The 15,416-nt window shown below is 61.1% G+C and carries 16 protein-coding genes; 6 read left to right on the top strand and 10 right to left on the bottom strand.

Translation table 11 applies throughout. From position 1 onward, the window contains the following. Positions 1–14: 14 nt before the first annotated feature. The 3 genes from AC0L25_RS06550 to AC0L25_RS06560 all read right to left on the bottom strand — a co-directional run bounded on the left by AC0L25_RS06550 (position 15) and on the right by AC0L25_RS06560 (position 2,930). Positions 15–362, bottom strand: a complete 348-nt coding sequence (locus tag AC0L25_RS06550; protein ID WP_127313594.1) for a DUF1491 family protein — start codon at positions 360–362, stop codon at positions 15–17. A gap of 89 nt (positions 363–451) precedes the next feature. Further along, on the bottom strand, positions 452–1,219 hold the full coding sequence (locus AC0L25_RS06555; protein ID WP_473594736.1) for a peptidoglycan-binding domain-containing protein: 768 nt from the start codon (positions 1,217–1,219) through the stop codon (positions 452–454). Further along, positions 1,194–2,930 (bottom strand): sensor histidine kinase, encoded by a 1,737-nt coding sequence (locus AC0L25_RS06560; RefSeq protein ID WP_473594802.1) that lies wholly within the window; start codon positions 2,928–2,930, stop codon positions 1,194–1,196. The genes AC0L25_RS06555 and AC0L25_RS06560 overlap by 26 nt, the downstream gene beginning before the upstream one ends. Positions 2,931–3,462: 532 nt before the next feature. Between AC0L25_RS06560 and AC0L25_RS06565 the strand changes: the two genes are divergently transcribed. Next, on the top strand, positions 3,463–3,813 hold the full coding sequence (locus AC0L25_RS06565) for a DUF5330 domain-containing protein (protein WP_352954076.1): 351 nt from the start codon (positions 3,463–3,465) through the stop codon (positions 3,811–3,813). A 94-nt stretch (positions 3,814–3,907) separates the two neighbouring features. Then, positions 3,908–4,336: a SufE family protein gene (locus tag AC0L25_RS06570; RefSeq protein WP_292518181.1), complete on the top strand. Its 429-nt coding sequence runs from the start codon at positions 3,908–3,910 to the stop codon at positions 4,334–4,336. A gap of 132 nt (positions 4,337–4,468) precedes the next feature. On the opposite strand, the gene AC0L25_RS06575 is transcribed toward AC0L25_RS06570, so the two are convergent. Then, positions 4,469–4,894 carry a Ros/MucR family transcriptional regulator gene (locus AC0L25_RS06575; protein ID WP_029354623.1) on the bottom strand — a complete coding sequence of 142 codons (426 nt, stop codon included), beginning with the start codon at positions 4,892–4,894 and terminating at the stop codon, positions 4,469–4,471. Between the two features lie 428 nt (positions 4,895–5,322). After that, entirely contained in the window at positions 5,323–5,691 is a 369-nt protein-coding gene (locus AC0L25_RS06580) for an SH3 domain-containing protein (protein ID WP_473594737.1), read from the bottom strand. A 118-nt stretch (positions 5,692–5,809) separates the two neighbouring features. Here AC0L25_RS06580 and AC0L25_RS06585 point away from each other — a divergent pair, with 118 nt between their 5' ends. Beyond that, entirely contained in the window at positions 5,810–7,960 is a 2,151-nt protein-coding gene (locus AC0L25_RS06585; RefSeq protein ID WP_473594738.1) for a S9 family peptidase, read from the top strand. Between the two features lie 161 nt (positions 7,961–8,121). Beyond that, positions 8,122–8,505, top strand: a complete 384-nt coding sequence (locus tag AC0L25_RS06590) for an SET domain-containing protein (protein WP_352954081.1) — start codon at positions 8,122–8,124, stop codon at positions 8,503–8,505. Between the two features lie 28 nt (positions 8,506–8,533). Here AC0L25_RS06590 and AC0L25_RS06595 read toward each other — a convergent pair whose 3' ends face one another. The 4 genes from AC0L25_RS06595 to AC0L25_RS06610 form a co-directional block, all read right to left on the bottom strand. Further along, a complete protein-coding gene (locus AC0L25_RS06595) occupies positions 8,534–9,484 on the bottom strand; it encodes a cytochrome c (protein WP_473594739.1) in 951 nt (316 codons plus the stop codon). Between the two features lie 9 nt (positions 9,485–9,493). Continuing rightward, positions 9,494–9,937, bottom strand: coding sequence for a c-type cytochrome (locus AC0L25_RS06600; RefSeq protein WP_473594740.1), 444 nt, complete (start codon positions 9,935–9,937; stop codon positions 9,494–9,496). Between the two features lie 195 nt (positions 9,938–10,132). Next, the gene (locus AC0L25_RS06605) at positions 10,133–10,735 is read right to left on the bottom strand and encodes a superoxide dismutase (RefSeq protein ID WP_127313602.1); all 603 of its coding nucleotides are present in this window, start codon (positions 10,733–10,735) and stop codon (positions 10,133–10,135) included. Between the two features lie 106 nt (positions 10,736–10,841). Beyond that, entirely contained in the window at positions 10,842–11,720 is an 879-nt protein-coding gene (locus tag AC0L25_RS06610; protein ID WP_352954085.1) for a branched-chain amino acid aminotransferase, read from the bottom strand. Positions 11,721–11,877: 157 nt separating this feature from the next. Here AC0L25_RS06610 and AC0L25_RS06615 point away from each other — a divergent pair, with 157 nt between their 5' ends. Next, positions 11,878–12,540 carry a haloacid dehalogenase type II gene (locus AC0L25_RS06615; RefSeq protein WP_473594803.1) on the top strand — a complete coding sequence of 221 codons (663 nt, stop codon included), beginning with the start codon at positions 11,878–11,880 and terminating at the stop codon, positions 12,538–12,540. Positions 12,541–12,811: 271 nt separating this feature from the next. Continuing rightward, complete coding sequence (locus tag AC0L25_RS06620; RefSeq protein ID WP_473594741.1) at positions 12,812–13,636, top strand: L,D-transpeptidase; 825 nt, start codon at positions 12,812–12,814, stop codon at positions 13,634–13,636. A 150-nt stretch (positions 13,637–13,786) separates the two neighbouring features. On the opposite strand, the gene AC0L25_RS06625 is transcribed toward AC0L25_RS06620, so the two are convergent. Next, the gene (locus tag AC0L25_RS06625) at positions 13,787–15,331 is read right to left on the bottom strand and encodes a helicase HerA-like C-terminal domain-containing protein (RefSeq protein ID WP_473594742.1); all 1,545 of its coding nucleotides are present in this window, start codon (positions 15,329–15,331) and stop codon (positions 13,787–13,789) included. Between the last annotated feature and the right edge of the window lie 85 nt (positions 15,332–15,416).

The following is a 15,416-nucleotide window of genomic DNA, read 5'->3' on the forward strand; positions in this document are numbered from 1 at the left end:
TTCATCCATAATCGTTAGAGCGACTTGACGGAAATAAGTTCCTCGACGGGAACAGCGCCGGCCTCGATCTCGACCACCCAGATGTCGGGATCGAATTTCTTTTCCCTCTCCAATCGTGCATCAAAGACTGCGGCATCATCGCCGGCGCCGAGCAGACTGAAGAAGCGGTCGTCGGGTTTGGCTGAATCGTAGCTCGTCTGCGGCGCCGGTCCAAACAAAGCAACCTCGCCCAGGCGGCCACGCGCCAGCACGAAGACGGCGCCGGCCTCGGTCGCGCCGCGCTTGACCACGGCGGCGAAGCCGCCAGCGCCGAAAACCCGGCGCAACAGGGCCGACACCCACAGATCGGTGGTTACGCGCATTACAAAACCCCGGACGAGATCCGGATGCTGTTTAGCGAGGTTTTCGCCAATCCGCGAGCGATCGTTCGACCACTAGTAGGGCCAAAGCCTCAGTTGGTCAGGCCGATCTCGCGCATCTTGACGTAGACGACCTCGTCGGGCTCGCCGGTCTCCGGCAGCCCGAACAGCGACTGGAACTCCTTGATCGCTGCCTTGGTGCGGGCCCCGACCACGCCATCGAGCTGCATATCGTCATTGCCGAATGCCTTCAGCCCGGCCTGGATCTTGATGATGCGGGCGTCGGGTGCCTGCGCCGGCACATCTGCCGGCGCCGAAGCGGAGACGGGAATCGCGGCCATGTCGTCCGGGCGCGGTGCCGGATGCGGCACGACCGTCGAGGCGGTTGGCGTGGCGCCCAGTTGATCGAGCAGAACGCTGTCGATCTCGCCGGAAGCGTTGAGCCCGACCTTCTGCTGATAGGCTTGGATGGCCTTACGCGTGTTGGGGCCGGGAATGCCGTCGACCGTGCCGGAATAGAAATCCAGGTCCTTCAATATGCCCTGGATCTGCTCGACGACCGGATCGCTCTTGATCGGGGCCGAGCCCGGCCGCACGATGTTGATGGTGGTTTCGGGCTCGTCGGCGCCTGCTCGAGGAAAGCTCTCTATGCTCCTGGTCGCAAAAAACGCGCCGGCATGAGGAAAAGGCTGATACCACAGGGCGTTCGCCGAGACGTAGAACAGCGTCACCAGGAAGGCGGTCGAACCGCCGACCAGAACCGGATTGCGCGAGATCAGGCTGCCGACCGCGACCGCGCCACCCTGGAAGGCATTGCCGCGGCGCTTGACCGCCTTAGGCTGTTTTGCGGAGCGAGCCATGCCTGTCCCCCTTCGTCTCCGTTTTGGCCGCAGGCATCGGCAGCACGCCGGGCTTGTCGGTCGAACGTCCCTTCGGTCCGTTCACCGGTAAGCTGATCGTGACCGTGGTGCCCTCACCCGGCATGCTTTCGATCGACATCGTGCCCTCGTGCAGCGCCACTAGGCCCTTCACCAGCGATAGGCCGAGGCCGGTTCCCTCGAAGCGGCGCGTATAGTCATTCTGGATCTGCATGAACGGCTTGCCGAGATTGGCAAAGTCTTCCTCGGCGATGCCGATGCCGGTGTCCCTGACCCAGAAATGCAGTCGCGAGCCGATCCGCTTGGCGCCGACGACGACATCGCCGCCATCGGGCGTGAACTTGATCGCGTTGGAGACGAGGTTGATGAGTATCTGCTGCACGGCACGACGATCGGCGTTTATCTCGCCTGCATCCGGTGCGATCTGAGCCTGCAGATCGATCTCCTTTGCCTCTGCCTGCAAGCGCATCATCGACTGGCACATTTCAACCGCTTCCACGAAACGGAACGGTTCCGGCTCGGTCGCGTAGGCGCCGGCTTCGATCCTCGACACGTCGAGTATCGAGGTGACGACGGCAAGCAAATGCTGGCCGGACTCCTTGACCAAGCCGACATATTCCTTCTGGCGCGGATCCTTGAAGGTGCCGAACATCTCATGCAGCAGCATGTCGGAAAAACCGATGATGGCGTTCAACGGCGTGCGCAGCTCGTGGCTGACGACCGCCAGAAACCGTCCCTTCGCCACTTCGGCAGATGCGGCCGCCTCTTTTGCGGCGGCAAGCTCTTCGCGCAAGCCGGCGAGTTCGTCGTTCTCGCGCAAGACGAACGTGAAGACATCATCCTGCTCCGCCCGCATCAGCTCAAGGGAAAACGGCCGGTAGTTGTCCGCCGTCGGGCCATGGCCGTTTTGCGGCAGCCGGACGCGAAGATCGAGCCGGCGCCCCGACGCGCCGTCGCGCATGTCGGCCAGCGCGCTGAGGTATGCGACGCGATCGGACAGATGGATACGGTCGAACAGGCCGGTACCGAACAGCAGTTCCGGCTGCAGCTTCAGGATCGTGCGCGCCTTTGCCGACGCATCCAAAACCTCGCCATGCCTGCCGGCCCGCAGGACAACGGCGTCGATGATCTTCTCGAGCCGATCGTCGGTCGCCGGATCAAGCTGCGCGCCGGCCGGACTGCCAAGTCTCGTGACGCGGGGAACGACGGTGAGCGCCCAAGCCAGCGGCAGCAGCCAATGCCAAGCGGCTGTTACCGCCGGGCCGAACGGGATGACAGAACCGGCAAGGGCCTGCAGCAGGATAGCGACAAATGCGGACACCACACCCCAGAGTGCAGCGCGACGAGACGCGCCGATCCACCAGGCTTCGAACGGCAGCGCCACGACAAGCATGGCGACCGGCGAGGCCAGACCGCCCGCCGCGGCAATGACACCGGCAAGAGCAAGACTGCCCATCACCAGGGCGACCTGGCCGGCGAACGCCATCTTGCCCGTTGCCGCCACCAGCAAGGCGGCAAACCAGCAGAGGCCGAAAGTCGCAAAGATCGCAGCCATGGTCACGGCCGCGCCCATGCCCGAGGTGACCAGCGTGACTGCTGCACCTGCGGCAAAGAACGGAGCGGCCAGCATGACACCGATAAGCCGGCGCTGGCACCGGCGGTCGTTCTGTCCGAGGATCGACGGATGAACCATACGTTCGCAACCGGCTGCCATGGCGCCGGGCAACTCAACGTATCTGGCCCTTATCGAACTCAACTCAACGCACTCGCACCTGGTCGTGAACAGCCCTGCTTCGCAGGTTGGTTTTGTTGATCTGAAACTCGCATCCAGCGTTTAAGGAATGGATAAGGCAGGACCGATCAATGCCCGGCCTGAGGCAAATATTGGGAGGCCGGCGCGGCAAAACCCTGGCAATTGCAGCCATAGTAAATGGAGCGTTATCCGGGCGATCCGCCCTTCCGCCTCTGACAGTCGCCACCGGCACGCCACGCTTCGCGAAATAACTTTGGAAAACAGGCAGATGGATGGTTAACCTAAAGTGAAGAAAATCGGCTGCGTTTGAGACAAATCCTTTGCAAAACACTTCGTTTCGAAATTGCCTAAAATTTGAGGAAAATTTTCGCTGACCGGGCAAGCCGTCCTTTGCGCGTCTATGCCACTATCGTACCCCTAAAGAGGTCATGCCGCACGAATGCATGATCCGGTCACAAATGAGGGCATACAGATGGGCTTTCTGATAAGAATGGCTTTCTGGTTTTCGCTGGTGCTTCTGGCGCTGCCGCTGAATGTCGGCTCGGACGAGACGGGCCACCAAAGCGTCGGGCCGATCCAGGCCTTGTTCGCGGCACGGGAAGCGGTCGGCGACTTTGCCGGCATATGCGAGCGCAAGCCCGACGTCTGCGAGACCGGCAAGTCTGCAATGCACACGATCACCGCCCGGGCCAAGGAGACAGCCAAGATCGCGGCCGCCATGTTGGACGAAAAGACTGCCGAACCCGACACGGCGACAACGACCGGCAGCGTGCCCGAAGACATCGTCTTGCCGGCGAAAGTCGACTTGCCCGCGAAAAACTGAGGTCACTGCACCGCGGGCCGTCCGCCCTCGACGCCTATGGTGTTTTTCCTCTTTTTCCGTGACGCGGCGTCGCCGGATGACTATATCCGGAGCTATGACTACGACGATCCAAACGATCCGCGACGACTTCTCCCTGCTTGACGAGTGGGAAGACCGCTATCGCTATGTGATTGAACTGGGCGAGGCCCTGCCGCCATTTCCCGATGAGGAACGCAATCCCGCCAACAAGGTACCCGGCTGCGTCAGCCAGGTCTGGCTGACGACCCAATATGGACCGGGTCCCGACCCAATCGTGACGTTCGCAGGCGATTCGGACGCCCATATCGTGCGCGGCCTCGTTGCTATCATGCTGGCGCTGTTTTCCAGACGACCTGCAAGCGAGATCCAGAAAACCGACGCGGAAGCCACGCTGAAGGCACTCGGCCTCGACGAACACCTGTCGCCGCAACGCGCCAATGGTCTTCGTTCCATGGTCAAGCGCATCAAGCGCGACGCCGAGGCGGCCTTGAGGCAGACCGCCTGATTAGGCCACGCGATTGCCCCGAATGGCGGACAGCCCGCACATGGCGCAACGCTATCGCCCCAGCATGCCCCAAAACCAAACGGCGCCCGGAGGCGCCGTTGATCGTTCAACCCACGTTGGGAAGAGCCGATATCAGCGCCCCTTGCGCTTGCGGCCGAGACCCATCTTCTTGGCGAGCTGTGAGCGGGCGGCAGCATAGTTGGGAGCAACCATTGGATAGCTTGCGTCCAGGCCCCATTTTTCACGATACTCGTCGGGCGTCAGACCGTAGTGGGTCATCAAATGGCGCTTCAGCGACTTGAACTTCTTGCCGTCTTCAAGACAGACGATGTAGTCGTCATGGACGGAGCGTTTCGGGTTTACTGCCGGCTTCTGCTTGTCGGCAGGAGGTTGTTCACTGGTCCCGCCCACGCGCCCGAGGGCGGCATGGACATCGGCGATGAGGCTCGGCAGCTCGCCGACCGGCACCGGATTGTTGCTGACATAGGCGGCCACGACGTCGGCCGTCAACTCGATCAGCGCATCACTATTTCTGGAAGGTGTTTCGATAATATCCATGGCTTCATGGCCCCAACGAGAGTTGTTTCTATCTGCGCCCTATTTTTGACAGGTCGGGCATCGCGCGAAATTTTTGCAGGAAAGAGCCTCTGCGATTCGCGTCACAACATCCTAATGAGCCAGTGAACCAAGTAAGTCAATTCGCTTCTTGCGCTGTATTCATCGATGTTAATAAAATATTCCGCGATCAGCTTCAACCTTTCGTGCACTCTGTAATTTTGCGATATTTTCTGGTCCGACCAGCAACGGCTGACGCCCCGTCGGGCTGCCGTTACATCCCCGATGGCCAGTAAAAAGTTCTCAATGCTTGGCTATGCTTGGTTGTGGCGCCGGCTATCTGGTTGTTTTCAGAATCTGCAAAACCATAGGTTGCGATTTGCTGGTAGCAAACAAGCCAGAAATCAGCGCTTCGGACCGGCGCCGATCCATCAATGTGGGGTAATGTATTTTCCGTAGACCCAGCCGGTGACAAAATTGCCGTTGTGTGCCGGATCATGCCAGACTTCGCACCAGCGGTAGCGGATCTTCTGTTCTTGTGTCCAAACCGGCTGCTTGGCAATGTCGAGCAGGCTTATCCCGCCGGTGCATCTCCCGGTCATCTGCAAAACGGCACCGTTGGGATAGGCGGCCTGCTTCTGGGACGATCCCGCGGGATACTTGCGCACGTTGAGCGTGTCGCCAAACGGAAGGTTGCTCACTTGCCAAGCTGCGAACACGGTTGCATGAGATTGGCCGATAAAGGCCAAGACTGTCGAAGCGACGGCGAAAGCCGCGGCTGCGTGAAAACGGAACTTCATTTTTCCCTCTCCTCCGGCTCATCTTCTGGAGCCCGGCGCAAACATCTACCCCGGCTCTTGAACCTGCGCTGATCGGCGTGTTCATTCTCCATTCAAGTAACTTCCACAGCGAGACGCAATGACCCGAACCCCAGCATTTCCGACTGCCAGCCCGCCACAAACCGAGAAGCGACCGGTCTTCGATCTGCATCATGGAGTAACCCGGACGGACGACTATGCCTGGCTTAGAGCCGATAATTGGCAAGAGATGTTCAGGGATCCGTCCCTGCTTGACGGCCAGATCCGCGCCCATCTCGAAGCCGAGAACGCCTATCAGGCGGCTTTGATGGCCGACACCGCCCAGTTGCGGAAGCAGCTTTTCAAGGAGATGAAGGGCCGCATCAAGGAAGACGATTCTTCCGTGCCGATGAAGGATGGGCCGTACGCCTATGGCTCATCTTTCAAGCTTGGCGGCGAGCAGCCGCGTTACTTCCGCACGCCGCGCGATGGCGGCGACCAAGATATCCTGCTCGACGGCGATCTCGAGGCCGAAGGCAAAGCCTATTTCCGCCTCGGCGGCGTCGACCATTCGACCGACCACCGCAAGCTTCTCTGGGCCTTCGACGACAAGGGTTCCGAATTCTACACGCTTCGCGTCCGCGATCTCGCCGACGGCAACGATCTCGCGGACAGGATTCCGGACACAGGCGGCGGCGGCGTGTGGGATGCCGGAAATGACGGATTTTTCTACACCCGCCTCGATCCCAACCACCGTCCTTCCAAGGTGCTGTTCCATGCCCTTGGCGAGAGTCCTGAGAACGACCGGCTGATCTACGAAGAAACCGATCCGGGCTTCTTTATGAATGTCGGCGGCACGCGCTCCAACGAGTGGATCATGGTCGGCATCAACGACCACGAGACCTCGGAATATCGCATCATGAGCGCCAGCGAGCCGTTCGCCGAACCGAAGCTGGTTTCGGCGCGCGAGACCGGCCTGCAATACGACCTCGAAGAAGGCGGCGATATCTTCTTCATTCTCACCAACGCCGACGGCGCCAAAGATTTCAAGATCATGACGGCGCCGGCGAGCGACCCGGTGCGCGCCAACTGGCAGGAACTGGTGCCGCACGAAGCGGGCCGGCTGATCCTTTCGGTGATCGGCTTCAAGGACCATATGGTCAGGCTTGAGCGCAAGGAAGGCCTGCCGCGCATCGTCGTGCATGACCGCAAGAGCGGCGAGGAACACCTCATCTCCTTCGACGAGGAAGCGTTCTCGCTCGGCCTGTCGGGATCTTATGAATACGACACCGAGATCATGCGCTTTTCCTACTCGTCCATGACAACGCCGGCGCAGGTCTTCGATTACAACATGCGGACCCGCGAGCGCGTGCTGCTGAAGACGCAGGAAGTTCCGTCCGGTCACGACCCGGACCACTATGTGACGCGGCGGCTGATGGCGCCCGCCGCCGACGGCGAACTGGTGCCGATCTCGCTCATCCACCATCGCGACACGCCGCTCGACGGATCAGCGCCTTGCCTGCTTTACGGCTACGGCTCCTACGGCATCACGGTCCCGGCCGCCTTTAACACCAATTTGTTTTCGCTGGTCGACCGCGGCTTCGTCTACGCGATTGCCCACGTCCGCGGCGGCAAGGACAAGGGCTATGGCTGGTACGACGACGGCAAGCGGGCGCATAAGATGAACACGTTCACCGATTTTGTCGCGGTCGCCCACCACCTCGTCGCCGAACGCTATACGCAACATGACCGCATCGTCGCACAGGGCGGCTCGGCCGGCGGCCTGCTGATGGGCGCGATCGCCAACATGGCGCCGGAATGCTTCGGCGGTATTGTCGCCGAGGTTCCGTTCGTCGACGTGCTCACCACCATGCTCGACGCGACCTTGCCGCTGACGCCGCCGGAATGGCCCGAATGGGGCAATCCGATCGCTTCGGAGGAAGACTACCGAACGATCGCCGCCTACTCGCCCTATGACAATGTCGCCGCACTCGACTATCCGCCGATCCTGGCGCTTGCCGGTCTCACCGACCCGCGTGTCACCTATTGGGAGCCGGCCAAATGGGTAGCGCGGCTGCGCGACCGCAAGACCGGCGACAATCCGGTGCTGTTCAAGATCAACATGGACTCCGGCCATGCCGGCGCATCCGGCCGGTTTTCCAGGCTCGAGGAAATCGCCTTCACTTACGCGTTTGCGCTGAAGGTGGCGGGCAAGGCCGACCTTGCCACCGCAGCGCCGCCCACCCTTTTGGACGCGCAAAGGGCGCTGTAGGAGCTTGAGCTTGCGCACGATCCCCTACGGGAAATCGATTCCGATTTCGGGTCACGGCCTGGCTGATTTTCCGCTCGCAATTGCGATGGCCGCGCGCTACCCAATGCGCGGCTTTTCGCAGCTGCGCCACCAAAATCATCCAGTCACGCCAAGGGTCTGCCATGTTGCTCGTCGACGTCTATCTCGACAAATCGCCTATCCAGGGCATCGGAGTCTTTGCCAAGAACCACATTCCCCGTGGCACTCTGGTTTGGAAGCTCGATCCCAATTACGACCGGCGCATTCCCGTCGAGACCTACGAGCGCGAAACCGGGCCGATCAAAGCCTATCTCGATCGCTATTCCTATCCCGACCGGCGCGACCCGAACTACATCGTCTTCGAAGCCGACGACGCGCGCTACATGAACCATGCCGATGACCCGAATTGCGACGTCTCCTCGCCCGAGGAGACGTATGCGTCGCGCGACATCGCGCCCGGCGAGGAAATGACCTGCAACTACAATCATTTCTTCGAAACCGGCTTCGATTTTCTCGGCGACCGCTGACGCGCCGCCATCCCGTCCGGTTTTCGCTTCAGCTCGAAGGCTGCTTGCGCGCCGGATAGCCATTGGGATGCGGCGGTATGGCCTTCAGATAGGCTGATATCGCCGCCCGGTCCGCGGGCGTCAGTTCGGCCATGTTTCTCTGCACGTCGACCATGGCGCCACCGACGGTATCGAAATCCGGCGTGAAGCCGGTTTCGAGAAAGTTGGCGATGTCGGCCTCCGACCAGTCACTGAGCCCGCCTTCACCCGAAGTGATGTTCGGCACGATGCCGCTGCCTTCGGCAGCAGTGGCTCCGGCCAGCCACTGGCTCTTCTTGGTGCCGCCAGTAAAATCACGCGGCGTGTGGCATTCGCCGCAATGGCCCGGCCCTTCGACCAGGTAGCGGCCGGCCATCACCGGATCCGGCGTGCCATCGGGGAAGGAAACCACCGGCTGGTCACTCAAATAGAGACGTTTCCACAGCCCGATGCCGCGACGGATGTTGAACGGGAATCCCAGCGAATTGGGCGGCGCCTTGCCGGCGACCGCCGGAAGCGTTTTCAGGAAGGCATGGAGATCGGCAATGTCGGCCGGCTTCATGCGCGCGTAGGATGCATAAGGAAACGCCGGATAGAAATGCTCGCCGCTCGGCGACACCCCCTTCATCATGGCGTTGGCGAGGTCTTCGACCGACCAGGCGCCGATGCCATCCTTGGCATCCTGCGAGATGTTCGGTGGCACGAAGGTGCCGAACGGCGTCTTGAGTTCGAGACCGCCTGCCAGTCGAAGGCGGGCATCGCCTTGTGAACCAGGCTTCGCATGACACGATGTGCAGCCTCCGGCATAAAAAATGCGCTTGCCCCTGGCGACATCGCCGGGGCCGAGCCGCGCCAGCGTCTCAGCGTCGAGCCTGACCGGCGCCGACAGGAACCAGCCGGCGAGAGCGCCGGCGGCGCCCAGAGCGAGGGCGGCGCCGACGAGCCTTTTCAGCAGGCGCATCGCCCGCTATCAGCCCTTCTTTATCCTGTACGTCTGGTGGCAGGTGCCACAATCGCCGCCTATGGTGTTGAACCCTGCCTTCAAGGCATCGACGTCGGCTGGGGCGGCCGCCGCCGCAGCCTTGACGTCGGCGAGATATTTTTCCTCAACCGCCTTGAAGCCGGCCATATCTTCCCAGATCTTGGGGGCAGCGGTGGTGTCGCCACTGTCGCTGCCAGCCGGGAAAAGAGCCTCGACGTTTACATGGAACTTCTCGGCGTTGGCCTCCAGCGCCTTCAACGCCGCCAGGACGGCCGTTGCGTCGTAAGGGGTCTCGCCCTTGACCACTTTCGACAATTGGCCGGCGATCTTTCCACGTTCCTTCATCAGAGCCTGCCGCTCCTGGATCGGGTCGGCAAATGCCGCCGAACCGGCGAAGGCGAGCATCGAGATGGCGAGGATAAGCTTTCTCATTCAATTGGCTCCATGATGACGATGTTTGGGTGAGGCATTCTGGACCTACCGATAACGGCAAAAGTGGCTTAAAAATTCCGGAAATTCGCCTCACGCTTGTGTGAATTTTGCGACGGTCGTTCTGTTCTGGAAAAAGCGGCCGATCGTTGAGCCAAAAGAAAAGCCCCGGTTTTGCCGGGGCTTTCTGCAACTCAGTTAGGCCGACGCCTTTTCGTAGAGCTCAAGGACATGGTCCCAGTTGATGAGACTATCGACGAAGGCTTCGAGATATTTCGGCCGGGCGTTGCGATAGTCGATGTAATAGGAGTGCTCCCAGACATCGACGCCCAAGATCGGTGTCGCGCCATGGACGAGCGGGTTCTCGCCGTTCGGCGTCTTCGAGATCGCCAGCTTGCCGTCCTTGACCGAAACCCAGGCCCAGCCCGAACCGAACTGAGTGGTTCCGGCGGCGATGAAGTCGGCCTTGAACTTATCGTAGCCGCCAAGATCGCTGTCGAACGCCTTCTGCAGCGCGCCCGGCAATTTGTTGCCGCCGCCGCCCTTCTTCATCCACTTCCAGAAATGGATGTGGTTGTAATGCTGGCCGGCATTGTTGAAGAGCCCGGGGTTCTTGCCGAAAGACTGCTTTACAACCTCTTCGACCGACAAGTCGCCGAGCCCGGCTTCGGCAGCCAGCTTGTTGCCGTTATCGACGTATGCCTTGTGGTGCTTGTCGTGGTGGTACTCCAGCGTCTCCTTCGACATGTAAGGCTGCAAGGCCTCGTAGTCATAGGGCAAGGCAGGAAGTTCAAAAGCCATTGGTCGTACTCCTCGTGGAAAAATCCGGTGCCGATACCGGACTAACATAGGTCTGGATTGATGTGGAACAACTCCGGAATGAAGCGCCGGTTCGCTTTTTAGCCAGTCAGCCGGTCGAAGTCGAATGTGCCCAATCCCAATAGAGTTCGCGCGCCTTCTTGGCTACAGGCCCGGGCTGGAGATTGCGATCCTCGATGCGGGTGATCGGCACGACTTTCGAATGGTTTCCCGTCGAGAATATTTCGTCTGCTTCGAGGAAGTCGCGCACCGACAGCGTCTTCTCGGTGGTCTTGAACCCATACTCGCCAAGCAGCGTCATCGTCCGCGAGCGGGTGATGCCGGACAGGAACGTGCCGTTCGGCGCCGGCGTCAGGACATGGCCGTCCTTGACCAGGAAAATGTTTGAGGTTCCGGTCTCGGCGACATTGCCCAGCATGTCGAGCACCAAGGCGTTGTCGAAGCCGCGCATCTTGGCTTCGAGGATGGCGCGGCCATTGTTGGGATAAAGGCAGCCTGCCTTGGCGTTGGTCGGCATGGTTTCGATGGTCGGGCGCCGGAACGGCGAGACGGTGACCGAAAAGCCCGCCGGCGAGATCATCGGCGATTCGTAGAGGCAAAGGCAGAAACGGGTCGAGGCCGGATCAGCCGGCACGCCCATGTAGCCACCATGCTCGGCCCAGTACATCGGCCTTATGTAGACCGCCGTCTTGCCGTCGAACTTCTTCAGCCCGTCCCAGGTCAGCCCGACGATCTTTTCGGCGCTCATGGATGGTTTGAGACCAAGCGCGATCGCCGAGGCGTTCACCCTCGCGGCGTGGCGGTCGAGGTCGGGGGCGACGCCCTCGAACCAGCGAGCGCCATCGAACACGCTGGTGCCGAGCCACATGGCATGGCTGCGCGGCCCCAGAATGGCGACGTTGCCTTCGTACCAGTCACCATCCACGAAGGTCCATGTCGCGGATTGCGCCGCAGCCGCCAGTGTCATCGCTTGGTTCCGCATTTCAAAAAGCTGTCCTGTCTCGCCATTGGAAGATGCTTTGGCGTCTGCCGTCAACTGTTATGGCTGAGATTTGTTGAGGCCAGCGGTATGCGAACGCAATCTGTGCTTGCGCCTTGCCTTGCCTCGCCGCAAAACTGTCACCATGCACCATGCGGCTTACGTTTTCGACGCCTACGGCACGCTGTTCGATGTCCATGCCGCCGTGCGCCGTCATGCCGACCAGATCGGGCCGGACGGCCAGCTTCTGTCGGAGATCTGGCGCGCCAAGCAACTGGAATATTCCTGGGTGAGGACGCTGATGGGCGCCTACGCCGATTTCTGGCAGCTCACCGAGCAGGCGCTCGATTTCGCCCTGCGCAAGGTTCCCTCCGCGGACAAGGGACTCAGGGCCAAGCTGCTCGACGCCTATTGGCGGCTGGACTGCTATCCGGAGGTGCCTGCCGTGCTCAAAGCGCTCAAAGCGTCTGGCGCCAAGCTGGCGATCCTCTCCAACGGCTCGCCTGAAATGCTGGAAGCGGCGGTCAAATCGGCCGCGCTCGACCAGTTTCTGGACGACATCTATTCCGTCGATGCCGTCAAGCGCTTCAAGGCCGATCCGTCGGTCTACGACATGGTCACGACAGGCTGGCGCCTCTATCCGGATGCGGTGTCGTTTCAGTCATCCAACCGCTGGGACGTCGCCGGCGCCACCAAATTCGGTTTCCGGACAGTCTGGATCAACCGCTCCAACCAGCCCGAGGAATACCGGGACTTTCCGCCGGCCCTGATCCTGCCCTCGCTCGAGGGCCTGCTGGCCGGAGGCTGACGCATGATCCCAAAAATCGAAATCGATTTTTGGAAAGATCATGCGCAAAGTAAAAGTGCTACAGCATCCTTTACGCCTTCAAATGGACGCGCGGTGCTGTAGGCCTGTTGCCCCGGCGCAACAGGGGCGGAACTGTCACAGCTTTGCCTTTGTTTGTCCTCCGTCAGGCCAGAATCGGAACCGCCTATCGCGCCAGGCATTGGTAGGGCTGGCGCCGTACTGATCGGCGTATTGATGTTTGTTTCGTTTTGAGACCTAAAAAAAGGCAACCATGTTCACAACCGAAATCGACTCCTATCGCCTGAGCCGTCGCGGCTTTCTCAACGCCGCTGCGCTCGGCGCCGCCTCGGTTGCGGTTTCCGCCTGCACCACGACGGCAGGCCGGCCTGTCGAGCCGCCGCCGCCAGCCAATGTCGAGCCGCCGCTCATGGACTATGCAACAATGTATGGTCCGGTCAGCGACAATGGGTTCGAGCTGCCGGGCATACCCTACGAGAAAATTGACGAGCAATTTCTGCGTCAGATCGTTCCCGATCCGACCGGCCAAGCGCCCGGCACCATCGTCGTCGATACGGCCGGCCACCACCTCTATCTCGTGCGTCCGGGCGGACAGGCCATCCGTTACGGTGTCGGGCTGGGTCGCGCCGGCTTCGAATGGTCGGGAGACGCCGTCGTCCAATGGAAGCAGAAATGGCCGAAATGGACCCCGCCGGAAGAAATGATCGCTCGCCAGCCCGAGCTCGCAAGATACAGCGCCGACAATGGCGGCCAGCCGGGCGGGCTGACGAATCCGCTCGGCGCGCGGGCGCTGTATCTCTTCGAAGGCAACCAGGACACGCTTTACCGCCTGCACGGCTCGCCGGAGTGGTTTTCGATCGGCAAATCGGTGTCATCTGGCTGCGTTCGCTTGATAAATCAGGACATTATCGACCTTTATGACCGTGTGCCCAACAGGACGCCGGTGATCGTTACCGCCGGTGTCGGTCAGGAGCTGGTTGCCACGGCAGACCGCAAAGCCATTCCAATCGATGCGGGCGTCCCGGAAGGATCGATCCTGCTCGGCCCGGCAAGGTCGATCTCGGACTCGATCTTCTGAGCTGGTCGAAGCGCTGGAGCGGCCGGCGTACCTCTGAATCCGATGCCCTCTGCCTAGCCATCGGATTGTCTAAAACCGGTGCCCACTTTTGGGTCCGATGCTTTTTGGTTTGAGCATCGGATTTTCCGGTGCCCACTTTGGATCCGATGCTCAGCGCCCCCTGGCCAGGCTGCCGAGGATGCCGCGCACGATTGCCCGTCCGACGGACGAGCCGACCGAACGAACCACCGCCTTGATCGCCGCCTCCGCCACCGTCTGGCGATTGGACGCTCGCGGCGCCGGTGCCCGCCTGCCGCCGGTGGGCTGGGGGGCGGGATCGTCATTGCCGAAGCCTGGAATGGTCCAGCGCGAGCGGCCGCTCTCCTGCTGCTGCGCCTCGGCGTCCAGTGCGTCCTTGGCTTTTTTCTGCAGCATCTCGAAGGCCGATTCGCGATCGACGGTCTGGTCGTACTGTCCACTAACCGGGCTCTCAGTGATCAGCGTGCGGCGCTCGTCAGGCGTGATCGGGCCAAGGCGTGACGACGGCGGGCGAACCAGCGTCCGCTGGACCATGGACGGAACACCTTTGGCTTCCAGCGTCGAGACCAGCGCCTCGCCGGTGCCGAGCTGCGTGATCACGGTTGCACAGTCGAAGTCGGGATTGGGCCTGAAGGTCTCGGCCGCCGTCCTCACTGCCTTCTGTTCCCGCGGCGTGTAGGCGCGCAGCGCGTGCTGCACCCGGTTACCAAGCTGGGCCAGAACCGTTTCGGGGATATCCAGCGGGTTCTGGGTGACGAAGTAAACGCCGACGCCCTTCGAACGGATCAGGCGGACCACCTGTTCGACCCGGTCGATCAGCACCTTCGGCGCGTCATCGAACAGAAGGTGCGCCTCGTCGAAGAAGAAGACCAGCTTTGGCTTGTCGGGATCGCCGACTTCGGGCAGCTCCTCGAACAGTTCCGACATCAGCCACAAAAGGAATGTCGCATAGAGCCGCGGATTCATCATCAGCTTGTCGGCGGCCAGCACGCTGATCGCGCCGCGCCCGTCGCGGGTGGTGCGCATGATGTCGGCGATCCGAAGTGCCGGCTCGCCGAAGAAATTCGTCGCTCCCTGCTGCTCCAGAACCAGCAGCGTGCGCTGGATTGCGCCGACCGAAGGTTTCGTCACATTGCCGTAGCGAGCGCCGATTTCTTCGGCGCGTTCGGCGATGTTGGCAAGAAGCGCTTGCAGGTCCTTCAGGTCCAGCAGCAACAAGCCCTCTTCGTCGGCGATGCGGAAGGCGATGTTCATGATGCCTTCCTGCGCCTCGGACAGGTTCATCAGGCGCGACAGAAGCAGCGGCCCCATTTCCGAGACGGTGGCGCGGATCGGATGGCCCTGCTCGCCGAACAAGTCCCAGAAGATGACCGGAAATTCCTGGAAATCATAGGGATCGAGCTTGACCTGCTCGGCGCGCTTGACCAGAAAATCCTGTGCCGTGCCCATCATGGCGATACCGGACAGATCGCCCTTGATGTCGGCGCAAAAGACCGGCACGCCGGCATTGGAGAAACCTTCCGCCAAAATCTGTAAGGTCACGGTCTTGCCAGTACCGGTCGCACCGGTGACAAGGCCGTGACGATTGCCATACTGCAGCAGCAGATTTTCAGCGCGCTGATAGCTGTCGTCGGGCTTTCGGCTGGCTCCTATGAAAATACTGGTGTCGTCAGCCATGTGTCGGGTCTCCGCAACCTGAAGTATTGAATGCCCTGATCTATTGAAAGTAACGGGGCTCGCCGCAGGTATAATGACGCCATTG

Source organism: Mesorhizobium sp. WSM4813 (assembly GCF_055811555.1).